Here is an 18324-nt window from a genome sequence, read left to right as displayed (position 1 = left end):
TATAATTAAAACGATACTAGGTTTTTATACCTTTTTGAAAGGAAGAAAAATGGTGGACGAGAAGAAATTAAAAGCTAAAGGAAATTTACCACAATATATTAGATGGCCATTATACTTGAATTTTATTTGGCTTGTAATGGCAGCATTAGGGTTTACAATAAGTATAAAGACAGGTGTGTTAATGACATTTGCAGCAGTTTTATATTTATGTATATCTGCTACGGTGTATTTATTGTTTAAGCCTAATATTATGAGAAATCTTGTTGATTTTGGGGCGGAGTACAGTCAGGTTCAAAGAAAAATGATACGTGACATGGAAGTTCCGTATTGCCTTTTAGATGAAAGCGGCAAGGTAATGTGGACTAATAATGAAATGGATAAAATATGTGAAAAAAATATTAGAAATAAGCCTATTGCATCTGTTTTTGAAGGAATAACCGCAGAGGACTTTTCATTTGATGAAGAGGGCAGAAGCGAATTTGAAGTTAAACACGAGAATAAAGTGTATAAGGTAATTCTCAAATTATTCTCAATGAATGAGGAAAACGTAGAAAGTGCTTTAGTGCCATTGATTGGTGGTGATGGGGCGTTAATTTCCATGTATATGTTTGACGAGACATTGATTCACCAGTTAGCTAAAGAGAACAAAGAGGAAAAATTAGTAACAGGTCATATTTATATTGATAACTATGATGAAGTTCTTAATAGTATCGATCCAACAAGAAGAACATTGCTTGTAGCGTTAATAGATAGAAAAATAAATAAGTATTTCACACAGTATGACGGAATTGTACGAAAGCTTGAAAATGATAAATATTTCGTCATGTTTAAAACAAAATTTGTTAGCAAGATGCAGACAAATAAGTTTGCAATATTAGATGAAGTAAAAACAGTAAATATTGGAAATGGACTTCCAATTACACTTAGTATTGGTATAGGTGTAGGTGGCAATGGTTTAGTGGCAAATTATGAGATCGCAAGAGCAGCCATTGACATGGCACTGGGACGTGGTGGTGACCAGGCAGTGCTAAAAGAAGGCAACAAAGTATATTATTATGGTGGAAAGTCCAAGTCAGTAGAAAAAAACACAAAAGTAAAATCAAGAGTAAAAGCTACAGCATTTAGAGATTTAATTGAAACAAAAGAAACAATATTTATAATGGGACACCATATTGGAGATAACGATTCATTTGGTGCTTCCATAGGATTTTATAGAATAGCTCAGACAATTGGTAAAAAAGCCCACATTGTAATAGAAGATATTTCAGGTAGCGTAATACCGATAGCTCAAATGTTCCATGAGTCAGATATTTATGCTGAAGACATGTTTATTTCAGGTAGCGAAGCAGTTTCCAAAATAGGAAAAAATGACGCCTTAATAGTTGTTGACTGTAACAGAGCTGCTTATACAGAATATCCTGAATTAGTCAGAAGAGCACAGTGCCTGGTTGTTTTTGATCACCATAGACAATCAGAAGACGTAATAGATAACGCACAGTTGTCATATATAGAACTTGCATCATCTTCTACATGTGAAATGGTTGTAGAGATTATGCAATACATACCAGAAACAGTTAAGATTAACAAAATGGAAGCCGAAGCACTTTATGGTGGTATTATGGTGGATACAAACAACTTCACTAACAGAACAGGTGTAAGAACTTTTGAGGCAGCAGCATATCTTAAGAAAAATGGTGCTGATATAACAAGAGTCAGACGAATGTTCAGAGATGATATTAATGACTATAAGGCAAAAGCTACAGCAGTACAGAATACAGAAATTTACAAGGACTGTTATGCAATTTCTGTATGTACGGCAAAGAATGTTTCATCACCAACAGTTGTAGGTGCTCAGGCAGCTAATGAATTGTTAAACATTAAGAATGTAAAAGCATCATTCGTATGTACACCATACAATGATTTAATATACATAAGTGCAAGATCGTTAGATAAAATTAATGTTCAGGTGCTTATGGAAGAGTTTGGAGGTGGCGGTCACATGAATCTGGCAGGAGCTCAGGTTAAAGACGCATCTTTAGGAGAAGTAACACAGATGATTAAAAACGCAATCAGTAGAAGAATTGAAGAAGGAGACATGTAATGAAAGTTATTTTATTAGAAGACGTAAAGTCACTTGGAAAAAAAGGTGAGATAGTAAATGTAAATGATGGATATGCCAGAAACTTTATATTAAAGAAGAATTTAGGTTTAGAAGCAACAGGAAAGAATTTAAATGACTTAAAGCTTCAACAGCAGAATGCAGCTAAAGTTGCCAAAGAAAAATTAGAAGCTGCTCAGGCTTTGGCAAAGGACTTAGAAGACAAATCAATTACTGTTAAGATACAGGCTGGAGTTGAAGGCAAGGTATTTGGTTCAATTTCAAGTAAAGAAATAGCTTTAGAAGCAAAGAAACAGCTGGGAATGGACATTGATAAGAAGAAGATTGTCATTCCTGACGCAATTAAGTCGCTTGGAACTTACAATGTAAACATTAAGTTACACAAGGATGTAGTTGGAAAGTTAGCAGTAAAAGTTGAAGCAAAATAATTAGTAATTAAGAGAATCGCAATATGTCTAAGGATGTATTGCGATAATTTTACTATGAATGGAGATGCACTATGGACGAAGCAGTAGTAAAAAGAATAATGCCTCATAGCAACGAGGCGGAGCAGGCTGTTATTGGCTCAATGATGATGGACCAGGAAGCAATAACAGTTGCAATGGAAAAATTATCAGATGCGGATTTTTATAATAAACAGTACGGTTCATTGTTTAAGGCAATGGTTGAATTGTATAACGAAGGACGTGAGGGTGACCTGGTTACAATCAAAACAAAACTGGAAGAAATGGACGTTCCTTCAGAAGTTATTAGTATTGATTTTATTAGAAATATTTTAGATATGGTTCCAACATCTGCAAACATAAAGCAGTATGCGGATATTGTATATGAAAAGTCAGTAATGAGAAATCTTATAAGGGCAAATGAGAGTATTGCTAATACATGTTATGCAGGCAACAAGCCTTTAGAGGCAATTCTTGAAGAAACAGAGAAAAGTATTTTTGACTTGATTCAAACAGGTAATACAGGAGATTATGTTCCTGTAAGACAGATTGTTTTAAATGTTTTTGACAAGATTGAACAGGCAGCTCAGACGAAAGGTTCTATTACAGGTTTGGAAACGGGATTTGCCAAGCTTGACAAGCAGTTGTCAGGTCTCCAGCCTTCAGATTTGATTCTTATAGCCGCCAGACCTTCTGTTGGTAAAACAGCTTTCGTACTCAACTTAACAGAAACAATTGCAGTTAAACATAACATTCCGGTGGCAATATTCAGCTTGGAAATGTCAAGCGAACAGCTTATAAACCGTGTGATTTCACAGAACTCAATGGTTAGTTCACAGAAAATCCGTATTGGTGATTTAAGTGACAGCGAATGGGAAAATATAGTAGAATCAGCCAATGTTATTGGTAACTCAGGAATTATTATTGATGATACTCCGGGTATAAGTATCGGTGAAATGAGATCAAAGTGTAGAAAGTTTAAACTGGAAAAAGATATTCAGTTGGTTATTGTAGACTATTTACAGTTGATGACAACCAACACACCTCACGGAAGCCGTGAACAGGAAATTGCAGAAATATCAAGAACATTAAAGGGTATTGCCAGAGAGCTAAATGTTCCGGTAATTGCGCTTTCACAGCTTAACCGTGCATCTGAAACAAGAGAAGACAGAAAGCCTATTATGGCGGATCTTCGTGAATCCGGTTCTATCGAGCAGGATGCCGACGTTGTAATGCTTATGTCAAGATATTACGACAAGGAGAAAAAAGAAGAAGACAGAAACAGAATTATTCTTAACGTAGCTAAACAGAGAAACGGCCCTGTAGGTGAAGTTGAATTGGTATGGTTACCACAGTTTACAAAATTCGAAGATGCAGAACAACCTGGTGATCAGATTTAAATCGTTGTATGCCTAAGAAGATATAAAGTATTTTTAATAGATAATGCTAATATGTAGAAAACCTTTGAAACAGATTTTAAATTTGTCTCAAAGGTTTTTTGTATACTCAAGTATATAAATATATCTTCTTCGACACCTCCGCAAAAGGTTACATTTTTTGCAGTGCTATTTTTATTGATAGGGGAATATAATGGACTTATAATTGTGGTGTTAAGAAATTAGTATGAATTTCAAACCCTGTAAAGGGGCAGGTTTAGGAGGTTAAAATGGGGGAAAAGAGATACATGATTTCAGATGCATCAAGGATGCTGGGAGTAGAATCTCATGTTTTAAGATACTGGGAGGAAGAACTTAATATAGTTATACCAAGAAATGAAATGGGGCATCGATATTACACCGACAATCATATTAATTTGTTGAAGAATGTGCGTGACTTAAAAAATCAGGGCTATGGACTTAGAACAATTAAAATGATGCTGACGGACCCTGATACAAAAGAAGGAAAAAACAATAATTGCAGAAATAACATGGCTTTAACAGCTACAGCAGTTAGTGCACCGGTGCTTAAAGAGCAGATGAAGGTTGAGACAATTGAGAGTAGCGAAAGCAAGATGGAACAGTTTCAGGCAATAATGGATAAGGTTGTTTCTAAGGCGTTAAAGAAGAGTGCCGGAGAATTAGGCAAGGAAGTAAGTGGAAACGTAAGCGAAAAAGTTTTAAAAGAAATGAATTATCTAATGCGGACTCAGGACGAAAGAGAGGAAGAACGCTATAAAAAGTTAGATATGGCAATGCGTTCCAAACAAAAACTTTCAAGAAGAGAAAAAAGACGACAACTTAAAGCTGAAAAACTTCTACTGAAGAAAACTAAAAAAGAAGAACAAAGACTTAAACAGGAAAAACAGAAAAAGCTGGCAGCAGAGAAGAAAAAGGGAGATTTGAAAATCGGAAAGAAAGCACCGGCTCAGTAGGTAACTATTAAGTAACTCTATGGGACAGATGTAGAAGTTGGTTATTAGCAGAATTAAATAATGAATAATGTGCAATAGAAAAGGAGACAACCTTGGGGTGTCTCCTTTTGCTATCTCTAATTAAGCATCTAATTCGATTGAACCTGTAGGACATGATCCTGTACAAGCTCCACATTCGATACATGCACTAGCATCGATAACGAATGCTCCGTCACCTTCGCTAATAGCGCCAACTGGGCAAGCGCCTGCGCATGCACCACAACCGATGCATCCATCATTAATCTTGTAAGCCATTATGAAAGCCTCCTTTAAATTATAAAATTTATATTCATATAATAATACAATTACTGATAGATTGCAACAATTTAATTATTAACAAATTTAGAAAAATATATAAAAACATATAGAAAATCTTCCTAACAAAATTGGAAATTATGTGTATTAAAATAACCGTTTATTAGTGTGAAATACTGCAAAAAGTGATGAAAATATCAAATTTTATAAAAGATTTGTGACAAAGTTAGTAATTTCCCTATATTTATATTTACAGAGTTTATGTTCAGATAATTTACCGAATTTATGTTCTGATAAATTGCAACAATTATGTTCTAATAATGCGCTGATTTTATGTTTTGATAATATAAGTTTAGGTCCTAATAACAGTGATTACTCTTCCGAAAAAATGTATATCGTCAATGTTGTTTATCAAAAGTGTATCCCCACAATTAGTAATAGGAACCAGACGCATAGGTTGTCCCATTTCATATCTTCTAATATAAACAGCTTTCCCTTTTAAGAATATACCAACTTCTCCGGGGACAGGAAAACGGTCTCTAGCAATAAGTAGAGTATCACCATCAAGATATGTAGGGGTAAGATTGTTGCCTAATATTTTTATTCCACACATAATTATATTATTGCAAATGTCTGAGTATGCATAGGCATTAATGGTTTCAGTGTAAACACTATCGTAAATCATGCCATCTTTGACTAATCCTGTAGGAACAAATACGGGGATTTCCATTACACCGTTAGTTTGATTATTTTGCTGAATTGAATGTTCAAAACGGACAATTTCCTGAAGAAGAGTAAAAGCTCTTGGAGGCAATTCACCAGCAGGTATACTGCAACCAATATCGTAGCCAATAAGATAATCCATGCCACATCCCAGAGCCTGACTGATTTTGTATAAAGTATAAATAGTTGGATTTTTTATTTTGCCGGAAAGAAGTTTCTTCACAGATTCATAGGGGAGCCCCGAAAAATCAGAAAGTTTCCTAATTGACCATTTGCTAGTATTAAGTATTTTATTAATGTTTTTTATAATGTTTGATTTTAAAAGATTTTGTTCAGCGTATTTGTTATTAGCTTCAATATTCATTTTCATACCCCTCTCATAAAGATAATGAATTGCACCGGGTAATTGATTAGAGCAAAGATTTGGTGTAAAACAATAACTTTCAATTTTTTCCTGATACAGCTATTATAAAAATGCAGATTTTAAATTGCAATATTTTGTTTAAATATCTGCAAAAATTAACTTGCAATATATTATTGTAAACTTAACGAAGGGGGGAGATTCAAAAAGTAAAGTACAAAAAAGGAGATTGTAGGGCAATTGATAAATGCCTGCAAAATGAAAAACAGGAATATTTTTAACGAATATTGTTGAAAAAAATAAAACTAAGAATGCAAAAAGAAAAAGTTTTATAAATGAAGGGGGCAACATGGGGAAGTTAAAAGTATTGGTTGCAGAAAGTCAGACTGTTGTAAAACAACATTTGACAAAAGAACTTGAAAAAGATTTAGAAATTGCAGTAGTGGGGGCTACTGACAACGGAAAAGATGCTTTTGAAATTTTTAAAAGAGAAGAACCCAATATCGTTATATTTGATTTGCTTTTACCTATATACGATGGGTACACATTGTTAGATAAGATTAATGAGTATGGTGTGTCGGATAAGACAAAACTTATAATGACAACTACAGTTACTAGTGATTTGCTAATTTGTGAGGCATTTCACAGAAATGTAGATTATGTTCTCACCAAACCTTATGATACAAAAATCGTTGTGAAGAAAGTAAAGAAGATATACACACGAATGAATGAAATAATTGAAGAGGGGACAGTTGCAACAACTGAAATTATGACTAAAGAAAACACCAAAGGGTTAAGTTATAGTGTTTTTGAGGACAATAAGAAAATTGATAAAGTTATTTCAGAAAAACTTAATGCAGTCGGTATACCAACCAGATTAAAAGGCTACAGATATATGATAACTGCTGTAAAAGAGGCTGTAAACAATGAGGAAGCTTTGGATGCAGTGACTAAGATTCTATATCCCGATGTAGCAAAAAAACACCATTCTACAGCACAAAGAGTTGAAAAAGCAATAAGGCATGCCATAGAGGTCGCCTGGAATGATCAGGCCCATAAGGAAAATTATGGATACATAATTGATTCAGGAAAATACCGACCTACTAATTCGGAATTCATTGCAAAAATTACCCAGGACATAATACAAAATCAATAGAAATGTATTAAAAATTATGAGATTAAGTAAAAAGAAAACTAAAAATAAAATAATTAACAAATAAATAAAAAAATATAAAACAAAAATTAAATAAAACTAAGGAAAAATGAAAAAAGATTCCTGTTAATGGACGTCTCATCTCAAAATCTAATTACAAGAGATTGGGATAACAGCCAAATGCAGGAATCTTGTTTCATTGAATATGATTATTTATTTGATATAACTATTTATTTCACATAACTGTTTATTTCATATAACTATTTCTTGGCACGTTTTAGTGAAAATACAAATTCTGTTCCAACACCTTCGGTGCTTATAACGTCAATGTTTTCACCATGAGCCATCATAATTTCTTTAACAATGGCAAGACCAATACCGGAACCGGTTTTATCACGACCTCTTGAAAGGTCTGTTTTATAAAATCTTTGCCAAATTTTATCAATGCTGTCGCTAGGAATACCCATACCAAAATCTTTAACAGAACAGTAGACTTTTTCGCCCTTGTTATAAACTTTTAATATAATTTTCGAACCCACATTACTAAATTTAATGGCGTTATCTAAAAGGTTATAAAGAACCTGCTCGATTTTTCCCTTGTCAGCATAGACATTATAATGTTTTGTTGGAAATTGGATTATAAGCTGTATGTGCTTCTTTTCGCAACTTCCCTGAAAAGTTTCAACAGTGGAAGTAATTACATTTTCCATACTGAACTCTTCGTATAAAAGTTCAGGTCCGGTGCTGTTCCAATTGTTTAAGCTACGCAGACCGGTTGTTAATTTCTCTAAACGGTTTGCTTCGGAAATAACAATTGATAAATATTTGTTATAATCCTCAGGTGGTATGGTTCCATCCATCATTGCTTCCAGATAACCTTTAATTGATGTTAAAGGTGAACGGAAATCGTGAGAAATATTTGAAATAAATTTCTTCTGATATTCCCTTGAATTGTTTAACTGCTTAGACATGTATTTAAGTGAACTTGCCACATCACCAATTTCATCATCGTTATTTACTTTTAAGCCCTCATATTCAAAATTACCTTTGGCATATTCCATTGCCGCCAGACGAATTTGTTTAAGAGGTAAATAAATAAACCACATGAAATTAAGAAAAACTATTAAAGACAAAGCCAGTATTATAATATACGTTACATAGAAAATGTAAGTAATATTGTAACTGCTGTCCTTAATATAAGATGTAGGCATGTGGGCTACCACGTACCCGTAAGTTATATCGTCTTTTGCAAGTGTGTGGACAACACTTAAAGTGTCAGTTTTTGAAATATTGTATAATTTTCCTATTCTATAGGAACCTTTGCTATAGTCAGTTGGATCAAAGTCGTTAAATACAATTGTATGTTCATCGTTGTTTAATTCCTGAGTTTTGTCAGTAGTATAAATCATTTTCTTATTATTATCTAAAACAAGAAGATTACAATTCAATACTCTGTTAAAATCACTAAAGTAGTTATCAGGACTTGAAATATCATCCAAAGATTCTATATCAAGAGATTTGATATTATCTGAAACAACAGACGCGTAGCTGTTAAGCTGTTTGGCATCGTCCTGAACCAAATGATTGTAAATAAGGTTTGTTGACCAATAAGTTATAAGTAAAAATCCAAGTACAGCAAAGGAAAAATATCCTATAAAAAATTTAGTTAAAATAGAATTTCTCATTATTTGTTATGTACCTCGAATCTGTATCCAACGCTCCAAACAGTTCCAATAGACCATTCATCTGTGTCAGAAATTTTTTCTCTTATACGTTTAATGTGGACGTCAACTGTACGTGTATCACCTGCATATTCGTAACCCCAAATATGGTCAAGCAACTGTTCACGAGTGAAAACCTGGTTAGGAGATGAAGCCAGGAAGAATAAAAGTTCAATTTCTCTTGGTGTCATTTCAACCTGTTTTCCTTTATAAATAACTTCGTAGTTTGATAAGTTGATAATTAAATCCTTGTACTCCACATATTTGTCTGACTTAGGAGTTGGAGCTGCAGCCGGTGCTGTGTAACGTCTTAGAACTGCCTTAACTCTTGCAACTAATTCTTTGGAATCAAAAGGTTTAATCATATAATCATCAGCACCAAGTTCAAGTCCTAAAACCTTGTCAAAAACTTCGGTTTTGGCAGAAAGCATAATAATAGGAACTTTTGACTCTTTGCGGATTTCCCTACATACTTCGTATCCGTCAATGCCCGGTAGCATAATGTCAAGAAGTACAAGGTCAGGATTATATTCCTTAAAAGCGTTAAGTGCTGACTGACCGTCTTCTTCTGTTCTTGTATCAAAACACTCTTTTGTTAAATAAAGAGAAATAAGATTTGCAATGTTTGCATCATCATCAACGATTAATATTTTCTGTTTGTTTGCCATTTGATTGTCCTCCCATTAATGGTTACTGAAAAATTAAAATCCTAGTATCTTTTATATTTTAAAGATAATGGAAATATAATGTTCATTAAAATTTTTCAGCCGATTTTTAATAATTATATCATAAAATTCTTATGTTAAATAACTTATAATAAAATGTAAAAATATCTTATTTGCAGTAAATAAAATCTGCAATAATACAAAATTTTATTTTCTAATATTAAACATTACTTAAATTCTACTACTGTAGCACCTGCACCGCCTTCACCATGCTCGCCGTTTCTGTATGACTTAACATAAGAGCAGGTTTTCAAATAATTCTGAACGGCTTTTCTTAATGTGCCTGTGCCTTTACCATGAATTACATAAACCTGTGGTAAATGTGCAATGTAAGCATCATCAAGATATTTCTCAAGTTCACCTAAAGCTTCATCAACAGTTTTACCGATTAAGTTGATTTCCATCTTCACGTTAAGAGATTTGTTCATCTTAATCTTGCCGCTACTGTTTCTTGTAAGACCCGGTGCCTTAATATCAGGTTCATCAATAATTTCTAAGTCCCTAATATTAACCTTGCTGTTTAAAATACCCATTTTGACAGTTAAGTTACCGGCTGCGTTTGGAAGGGAGGCAACAGTACCATTTAAGTTCATGCTAAGCACCTTAACCCCTGTTCCAAGTTTAAAGTCAGAAGCTTTGTAAGATTTTGAAGGCTTAGAAGCCTTAATCGAACTGTGGCTTTGATTCTTTTTAATTTTTGAACCAACGGCAGTTCTTGATTTCTCAAGTTCTTTTGTATTGCCGGACTTACCGTATTTGTTAATATTTTTAATTGCTGTATCAGCAGTTTCCTTAGCTTCTTTAAGAATATCAAGGGCTTCTTCCCTTGCTTTAGATAAAATTTTATCTTTCTTTTCATTAATCTCTTTAGTTCTGTATTCGTAATCTTTTTTCAAAGATGCTATTTGAGACTTGTAAACAGAAATTGTTTCGTGGTCTTTTTCAATCTGTTTCTTCTGGCGCTCAAGTTCAGCTAAAACATCTTCAAACTGCTCATCTTCAGCATCAATTCTAGACTTGGCATCATCAATAATAAATTTAGGTAAGCCAAGTTTTTCTGAAATTGCAAAAGCATTACTTTTTCCCGGTATACCAATTAATAAGCGGTAAGTTGGTCTTAAAGTTTCAACATCAAATTCGCAACTGGCATTCTGGACACCATCTGTGGAGAGGGCGTAAAGTTTTAACTCACTATAGTGAGTTGTTGCCATGGTTCTTGTACCCATATTCTTTAAGAAGTTAAGAATTGAAATTCCAAGAGCTGCACCTTCTACCGGATCAGTTCCTGCACCTAATTCGTCAAAGAGAACAAGAGAGTCCTGATCGGCTTTGTTTAAAATATTTACAGTGTTTACCATGTGAGCTGAGAAGGTACTTAAACTTTGCTCAATACTCTGCTCGTCACCAATGTCTGCAAAAATCTCTTTAAATACTGCAAGGCTACTGCCCTCAAAGGCAGGGATATGTAAACCTGACTGGCCCATTAATGATAATAGCCCAACTGTTTTTAGGGAAACTGTTTTACCACCGGTGTTAGGACCTGTAACAATAAGCAGGTTAAAATCTTTTCCTAAATTAACGTCTATTGGCACTACTTTCTTTGAATCAAGTAATGGATGACGTCCCTGTTTAATATTTATAAAACGTTTGTCGTTAAATTCAGGCATGGTTGCTTTCATTTTCTTGGCAAGATTTGCTTTTGCAAAAATAAAGTCAAGTTTAGGCAGTAATTCCATGTCAGTTCTAAGCTGTTCCATGTATTCGCTACATGTAACACTTAAATTAGCAAGTATAATCTGAATTTCGTCAGCTTCTTTAACTGATAATTCACGCAACTTGTTATTAAGTTCCACAACTACAGTAGGCTCTACAAAAAGAGTTGAACCTGTTGAGGACTGGTCGTGAATAATTCCCGGCACATTGCCACGATATTCTTGTTTAACAGGAACGCAGTAACGACCGTCTCTCATGGTAATAAGAGAGTCCTGTAAGTATGTTTTGTTGTTAGTAGAATTAACAAGGTTACTAAGCTGACTGTGAATTCTATCATTTGTCAGCTTCATTTGTCTTCGAATATTTTTTAAGTTATAAGAAGCATCATCTGCCATTTCTTCTTCAGAAATAATACACTTCTCAATTTCTTTATTTAAATTAGTAAGAGGCTCAATGGCTTCAAACATATCGTCTAGGCTGTCTTTGTTACCATCGTCATCTCGTCTTGAAAAAGTTTTAACCCTGTTGGCAACTTTTAATAGGGAACTGATTCTAAGAAGTTCTCCCATGCCAAGGGTGCTGCCAATTTCCAATCGTTTAAGGGATTCACCAATGTTGTGAAGTCCCGAAAAAGAAAGGCTGCCTTTTTGCCAAACTCGTGTAAGTGCATCGCCTGTATTTTGCTGCATTATTTTTATCTCATGATAATCAGATGAAGGTGTGAGATTCTCACAAAGTCTGCGTCCCTTGTCAGAACCTGCTTCTTCTTTTAGCAAGTCAATAATTTTGTTAAACTCTAATGTTTTTAATACCTTTTTGTTCATTTTATAATCTCCATTTATTTGATGTAACTATACATATTCTGCCACCAAATACAGTGGTACTGTTCTTGTATTTGAATACATAATCAATTATAATAAAGTTTAGCTTAAATGTGTATAAAAGTAAATTCTTATATTAGGAGGAAATAATGAAATATATCGAAACATTACGTGAAGGTGAAAGAGTACAGGAAGTATACTTATGCAAACAAAAAAGTAGCGCAATGACAAAAACAGGAAAAGAGTATGAGAATGTTATTTTACAGGATAAAACAGGACAGTTAGATGCAAAAATCTGGGACCCGGGTTCAATGGGCATTGATGATTTTGACGCATTAGATTATGTAGAAGTTCATGGAGACGTTACAGTTTTTAACGGTCAGACACAGCTTAGTATTAAGCGAGCAAGAAAGGTAAGTGAAGAAAGTGTTGATCCATCAAATTATTTACCTTGCACTGATAAAAACATGGACGAAATGATGACAGAATTGCTAAAATTCATCGCCAGTGTTAATAATCCTTATTATAAACAGATTTTAACAACATTATTCGTTGAGGATGCTAATTTCGCAGAGGCGTTTAAGAAACATTCAGCGGCTAAAAGTGTTCACCATGGATTTATCGGTGGTTTATTAGAGCATACACTTTCAGTAACAAAGTTGTGCGATTTTTATACAAAACAATATCCTATTTTAAACAGGGATTTACTTATTACTTCTGCTATTTGTCATGATATTGGAAAAGTATATGAATTATCAGATTTTCCTTCTAATGAATACACAGATGCAGGACAGTTGTTAGGACATATTGTTATGGGTTCGGAAATGCTTTCAAAGATTATAGCAACAATACCTGATTTTCCAACAAAGCAGGCAAATGAATTGAAGCATTGTATTTTGGCACATCATGGCGAGCTTGAATACGGTTCACCAAAGAAGCCGGCATTAATTGAAGCTGTTGCACTTAATTTTGCAGATAATACAGATGCAAAGATGGAAACAGTTATGGAAATCTTTAAGAGTAACACAACAGCAACATCAGACCAGTGGTTAGGCTACAATAGATTTTTAGAGAGCAACATTAGAAGAACTACTGAATAAAAATGGAGAATGATTAAAATATATGTTTAATAAGAATGATATTATTGAAATAGAAATTATTGATCAGGGAACTACAGGAGAGGGCATAGGCAAAGTTGATGGCTATGCTCTTTTTGTAAAGGATGCAGTTATTGGTGATGTGGTAAAAGTAAAAATTATGAAGGCAAAGAAGAATTTTGCTTTTGCTAAATTACTTGAAGTCGTAAAGCCATCCCCTTATCGTGTAGAGCCTCTTTGCCCTGTGGCAAACCGCTGTGGAGGCTGTCAGCTACAGGCAATGAATTACAAGCAGCAGTTGGAGTTTAAAGAGAAAAAAGTTTACAACAATATTAAGCGAATCGGTGGCATAGAAGATTTTGAAATGAAGCCCATTATTGGTATGAAAGAGTTGGCAGTAAAGGGATATGAAGACAATGGTCCTTTTCACTATAGAAACAAGGCACAGTTTCCAATAGGTCTGGACAGAGAGGGAAATATTGTCAGCGGTTTTTATGCAGGCAGAACTCATTCCATTATTAGTGTGGACAATTGTCTCCTTGGCATTGAAAAAGATGGTGACGTAAATGGCACCGTAATGCATATAGTAAAAACTTTTATGAATATTTATAACATTAAACCTTATGATGAAAAAACGCACAAAGGTTTGGTGAGACATGTTCTTATTAGAATTGGTGCTTTTACAAATGAGATAATGGTTTGTGTGGTTATTAATGGAAATAAATTGCCACATTCACAGGAATTGGTGGAACAGTTATTGCAAATTGATGACATAACAAGTATTTGTCTTAATGTAAACAAAGAAAAAAGCAATGTTATATTAGGAAAAGAAATTATTAACCTGTACGGAAAAGACTATATTGAAGATTACATTGGTGATGTTAAATTTAGAATTTCACCATTGTCCTTTTTCCAGGTAAATCCAATTCAGACAGAAAAGCTTTACAACAAGGCGCTGGAATATGCAAACCTTACAGGTGAGGAAAATGTGTGGGATTTGTATTGTGGTATTGGAAGCATTTCTCTTTTCCTTGCAAAAGCTGCAAAGAAGGTTATTGGCGTGGAGATTGTTCCTGAAGCAATTGACAATGCCAGAGAAAACGCTGCCATAAATGGTATGGAAAATACAGAGTTTTTGGTTGGGGCAGCAGAAGAAGTAGTTCCTAAATATTTTGATGAACATAAAAATCAACCTGAATGTAAGCCAGATGTGATTGTGGTGGACCCACCACGAAAAGGTTGCGACCAGGTTTTGCTTGATACTATTGTAAAAATGAATCCGGAAAGAATTGTGTATGTAAGCTGCGACAGCGCTACATTGGCAAGGGATTTGAAGTGGCTTGAAGAACATGGGTATAAGCTAAAGGAAGCAACACCATGCGACATGTTTGGTCAGACAGTGCATGTGGAGACGGTGGCGTGGCTTGAGCAATATCAGTCAGAGGATACCATTCATGACGTTGATTAAAAATATATAAGAAATTGACAACGTGTAGTTTTTCATTACAATTTAATTCGAAATAATCTAAAAAATATATCTAATTCAGGGTAAAAAGTTTGTGATTTTATGTCGCAAACTTTTTTGACGTAAAAGAATAATGCACGGTAATATTGAATGAAAAGTATGATTATAATTCCTAGTAAAACTTGGTTGTAAAGTTATTATAGAAAAATGGATTATCGATATTGATTATTGTAATAATCAATGTTAAAATGAACGTAAAAACGTGCATAAAATGGAGATGAATATGATAATAAGTGAAAGAATTTTTGAAATAATGAAGGAACAGAAAATGAGCCAAAGAGAACTCTCAAGAAGAACAGGGATAACAATCAGTACAATTAGCGATTGGAATACTAAGAAGTCAAATCCGGCTTCTGATAAGTTATTGGTTATTAGTGAGGCTTTAGGGGTTCCTGTGGAAGAATTGCTTACAGGTTCCGAATCCTTTAAAGAAAATTTGCCAGAGGATATTGATTATAAGAATGTTAAGGATCATAAGATTTTAGAAGACTACCATAAGTTATCTAAAGGTCAGCAGATGCGTTTATTAAAATACATGAAGAGATTAGGGAAAATGAATGGAGGAAAATAAGAAAAGAAACGAGCAACCCGCTTAGCTACTGACAAGTCAGCACGTACGGTACAAAAAACCATTTCTTACTTCAAAAGGTACTATTTATTTGTAAAAATGTCAAGGAGAAAAATTGTGAATTAAGTGGGCGGCAGAAATATAACGCAAAATGGATGGAGGAGTTCTATGGCAGAAGACAAAAAGAAAGAGGAAATTGCAGTGATTGAAATCAATGAAGAATTTATGAAACAAAAATTGTATGAGTTTAGGGGCTGCAAAGTGTTATTAGATGCAGATTTGGCTGAAGTATATGGATATGAACTTAAGGCTTTTAATCAGCAGGTAAAAAGGAATAAAGAAAGATTTAAGAATGATATGATGTTTCAATTGTCTGATAATGAAGTTGAATATTTGCGGTCACAATTTGTGACTGCAAATATAAGTAGAAAATCCCGAAGCAATCCTTATGTTTTTACAGAACAAGGTGTATACATGTTAATGACTGTACTAAAGGGAGAACTTGCGGTAAGACAAAGTATTGCATTGGTAAGAACTTTCAAAAGAATGAAAGATTACATATTAGAAAATCGTGATTTAATAGGTCAGCGGGAAATACTTCAGTTAAGCATGGAAGTTGCTAACAACAGAATAGAAATTAACAAAATCAACTCAGATATGATATCTCTTGAAAAGCAGATTTCAGATGTTGCAGAAGGCTTGAAGGATGTTGTGACAAAATCTGAGTTGGCTGATATGATGAACAGCTTTGTTTCAGATGATGATGAAAAGTGGCTCATGTTTAATGCAAAATTTAGTAGTGCCGATGAGGTATATGAGTCCATTTATAAGCAGGCAAAGTCGTCAATATATGTCGTTGACAATTATATTGGATTAAGAACGCTGGTACATCTTAAAAATTCTCCTACAGGAGTAAATATTACTTTATTCAGCGATAATGTTGGGAATAATAAACTTCATAATATAGAATTTACGGATTTTTGCAAAGAATATCCATCCGTAAAAATATCAATGAAAAAGACAGGTGGTATATTTCATGATCGATTTATAGTGTTGGATTATGGAACTGCTGATGAAAGGGTTTTCTTATGTGGGGCTTCATCAAAGGATGCAGGAGCTAGAATAACCAGTATTGTTGAAGACTATGGAGTATCTAAATATACCCCGGTTATTACAACGCTGTTGAAGAATCCAACTTTGATTTTACCACAGTAGAGCAGATAGCATAAGCTACAGGTAAGGATATAGAAGAAGTGAAAGTGATTATTACAGGGAAGGAAACTGAACTTGCATAGAGTTATATAAAAAAGGAACCTTTGAGTTTAAATAACTTGGAGGCTCTTGCTATATGAAAATTTCAAGGAGAAAACTGTGAACGTACATATTCACAATTAAAGTTGGACTCACTTTAGGTGTTTGTTGCATACGAAATATTTAATTATTGGGGAACATTTCTCTATAATAACAATATAAAATGTTCCCCAAAGGAGAAAATGATATTCTTACCAGAAAACTTAAAAAAGTATTGAATATTAAAGAAGTTAACGCAAGAAGATGTGGCGGGATATCTTGGAATTACATCACAGAGTGTCTCAAAGTGGGAACGTGGAGAGGCTATTCAACCTCTTATTCAGCAAGAATTGAATGAAGCAGAAATTGATGAAAATATAAAATTAATTCTTTTGGCAGACGGAAAAGAAATTTGGTAGATTTGTAAGTTATAAAAATTAGCGAACCTTTTGGCTTTTTTAGAGACTAATATAGTGTAAATCGATTTACAGGAGGAAGAAAAATGAGTGAATATATTAATAATGAACTTATCGAGAACACATATTTGTTCTACATAAAGCGAGTGGCTAATAGCGATATGGCAAAGGATTTAGCTCATGATATTTTATTGGAAGCATTAAAGGCTGTTTCAAAAGGGAAAACGTTTATAAATTTTTATGGATGGTATTGGAGAATGGCGCATAATAAATATGCAAACTATATGGAATACAAGAAAACTCAAACACCACCATGCCTAAATAACATAGTGGTGTCTTGAATTATCTGGTTTAAGCTCGATGTATACAGTATTACCCACTTTTATATTAGAATAATTAATAGGTCCATGAACCCAAATTCTATCTAGTATAAAAGTTCCATCTTCTAATTCACAAACAAGATATTTGTATTTTCGCCTTTGATTTAGATATGGAATGATTTCATCAACAGTCATTTTCTTTTTTACAACAGCACTGGTAATAAAAGCACGGTTAATATTAAAAGCAATATAATTATGTATAAGCAGTTGTATTAAAGACAAAACATTAAAAACAGCAAAAACACAAACTACCAAAACAATCATACGTTCTTTGGTTTGATATGGCTTGAAACTATAAGGTATAGTTTCTCTTGCAAGAATTTGAAAAATAACAACAACACCTGCAAGGATAAAAGTTATAAAAAATCTTTTGAACCAACATAAAATAAAATTATGGCACTGGGATTTTCGTATCTTCTTTCTCTCTTGTTCTGTAGCAATGTGAAAATTCTCAGTGCTTAAATATATACTTTTCATGGTATACCCCCCCTTGGTACTCAATTTTAAATTGTTTTGTTTAATTTACCATAAAACATCAAAAGATAAAAGGTAAATATTAACTATAAATTCCTCGTGCTTAATAGAGAAAAATTAAACTAAAAAA

Annotated in this window: 17 protein-coding genes; 11 read left to right on the top strand and 6 right to left on the bottom strand. The window is 33.7% G+C overall.

The features are described from left to right. Positions 1 to 49: 49 nt before the first annotated feature. The 4 genes from DWZ69_RS07320 (at position 50) to DWZ69_RS07305 (ending at position 4933) form a co-directional block, all read left to right on the top strand. A complete protein-coding gene (locus DWZ69_RS07320; protein WP_118436559.1) occupies positions 50 to 2101 on the top strand; it encodes a DHH family phosphoesterase in 2052 nt (683 codons plus the stop codon). Next, positions 2101 to 2547 carry a 50S ribosomal protein L9 gene (rplI, locus tag DWZ69_RS07315; protein ID WP_118436557.1) on the top strand — a complete coding sequence of 149 codons (447 nt, stop codon included), beginning with the start codon at positions 2101 to 2103 and terminating at the stop codon, positions 2545 to 2547. The genes DWZ69_RS07320 and rplI overlap by 1 nt, the downstream gene beginning before the upstream one ends. A gap of 71 nt (positions 2548 to 2618) precedes the next feature. Continuing rightward, positions 2619 to 3962: a replicative DNA helicase gene (gene dnaB, locus DWZ69_RS07310; protein ID WP_117999956.1), complete on the top strand. Its 1344-nt coding sequence runs from the start codon at positions 2619 to 2621 to the stop codon at positions 3960 to 3962. Between the two features lie 266 nt (positions 3963 to 4228). Then, complete coding sequence (locus DWZ69_RS07305) at positions 4229 to 4933, top strand: helix-turn-helix domain-containing protein (RefSeq protein ID WP_117999955.1); 705 nt, start codon at positions 4229 to 4231, stop codon at positions 4931 to 4933. A gap of 120 nt (positions 4934 to 5053) precedes the next feature. Here the strand turns inward: DWZ69_RS07305 and DWZ69_RS07300 are convergent, their stop codons facing one another. Further along, a complete protein-coding gene (locus DWZ69_RS07300) occupies positions 5054 to 5227 on the bottom strand; it encodes a 4Fe-4S binding protein (RefSeq protein WP_117999954.1) in 174 nt (57 codons plus the stop codon). A 352-nt stretch (positions 5228 to 5579) separates the two neighbouring features. Beyond that, positions 5580 to 6320: a helix-turn-helix domain-containing protein gene (locus tag DWZ69_RS07295; protein WP_118436555.1), complete on the bottom strand. Its 741-nt coding sequence runs from the start codon at positions 6318 to 6320 to the stop codon at positions 5580 to 5582. Between the two features lie 340 nt (positions 6321 to 6660). Here DWZ69_RS07295 and DWZ69_RS07290 point away from each other — a divergent pair, with 340 nt between their 5' ends. Beyond that, positions 6661 to 7467 carry a sporulation initiation factor Spo0A C-terminal domain-containing protein gene (locus DWZ69_RS07290; RefSeq protein WP_118436554.1) on the top strand — a complete coding sequence of 269 codons (807 nt, stop codon included), beginning with the start codon at positions 6661 to 6663 and terminating at the stop codon, positions 7465 to 7467. A gap of 257 nt (positions 7468 to 7724) precedes the next feature. Here DWZ69_RS07290 and DWZ69_RS07285 read toward each other — a convergent pair whose 3' ends face one another. From DWZ69_RS07285 to DWZ69_RS07275, 3 genes are all read right to left on the bottom strand, one after another. Further along, positions 7725 to 9149: a HAMP domain-containing sensor histidine kinase gene (locus DWZ69_RS07285; RefSeq protein WP_117999951.1), complete on the bottom strand. Its 1425-nt coding sequence runs from the start codon at positions 9147 to 9149 to the stop codon at positions 7725 to 7727. Continuing rightward, on the bottom strand, positions 9149 to 9853 hold the full coding sequence (locus DWZ69_RS07280) for a response regulator transcription factor (protein ID WP_022165105.1): 705 nt from the start codon (positions 9851 to 9853) through the stop codon (positions 9149 to 9151). The genes DWZ69_RS07285 and DWZ69_RS07280 overlap by 1 nt, the downstream gene beginning before the upstream one ends. Positions 9854 to 10077: 224 nt before the next feature. Next, positions 10078 to 12447, bottom strand: a complete 2370-nt coding sequence (locus DWZ69_RS07275; RefSeq protein ID WP_118436552.1) for an endonuclease MutS2 — start codon at positions 12445 to 12447, stop codon at positions 10078 to 10080. Positions 12448 to 12593: 146 nt separating this feature from the next. Between DWZ69_RS07275 and DWZ69_RS07270 the strand changes: the two genes are divergently transcribed. The 6 genes from DWZ69_RS07270 (at position 12594) to DWZ69_RS07245 (ending at position 17681) form a co-directional block, all read left to right on the top strand. Continuing rightward, positions 12594 to 13544: an HD domain-containing protein gene (locus DWZ69_RS07270; protein ID WP_117999949.1), complete on the top strand. Its 951-nt coding sequence runs from the start codon at positions 12594 to 12596 to the stop codon at positions 13542 to 13544. Positions 13545 to 13566: 22 nt separating this feature from the next. Beyond that, on the top strand, positions 13567 to 15009 hold the full coding sequence (gene rlmD, locus DWZ69_RS07265) for a 23S rRNA (uracil(1939)-C(5))-methyltransferase RlmD (protein WP_118436550.1): 1443 nt from the start codon (positions 13567 to 13569) through the stop codon (positions 15007 to 15009). A 280-nt stretch (positions 15010 to 15289) separates the two neighbouring features. After that, positions 15290 to 15637 (top strand): helix-turn-helix transcriptional regulator, encoded by a 348-nt coding sequence (locus tag DWZ69_RS07260; RefSeq protein ID WP_118436548.1) that lies wholly within the window; start codon positions 15290 to 15292, stop codon positions 15635 to 15637. Between the two features lie 165 nt (positions 15638 to 15802). Then, complete coding sequence (locus DWZ69_RS07255; protein ID WP_118436546.1) at positions 15803 to 16849, top strand: ORF6N domain-containing protein; 1047 nt, start codon at positions 15803 to 15805, stop codon at positions 16847 to 16849. A 314-nt stretch (positions 16850 to 17163) separates the two neighbouring features. Then, the gene (locus tag DWZ69_RS12255; protein ID WP_279210256.1) at positions 17164 to 17343 is read left to right on the top strand and encodes a helix-turn-helix transcriptional regulator; all 180 of its coding nucleotides are present in this window, start codon (positions 17164 to 17166) and stop codon (positions 17341 to 17343) included. Between the two features lie 83 nt (positions 17344 to 17426). Next, a complete protein-coding gene (locus DWZ69_RS07245; RefSeq protein ID WP_118436544.1) occupies positions 17427 to 17681 on the top strand; it encodes a hypothetical protein in 255 nt (84 codons plus the stop codon). Here DWZ69_RS07245 and DWZ69_RS07240 read toward each other — a convergent pair. After that, entirely contained in the window at positions 17658 to 18197 is a 540-nt protein-coding gene (locus DWZ69_RS07240) for a hypothetical protein (RefSeq protein ID WP_118436542.1), read from the bottom strand. The two genes, DWZ69_RS07245 and DWZ69_RS07240, sit on opposite strands and share 24 nt — an antisense overlap. Positions 18198 to 18324 lie beyond the last annotated feature (127 nt).

Source organism: Eubacterium sp. AF34-35BH (assembly GCF_003477765.1).
GTDB lineage: Bacteria > Bacillota > Clostridia > Lachnospirales > Lachnospiraceae > Eubacterium_G.
The sequence above is the reverse complement of the archived record's forward strand: the minus strand, read 5'-3'. Positions and strand labels throughout refer to the sequence as shown.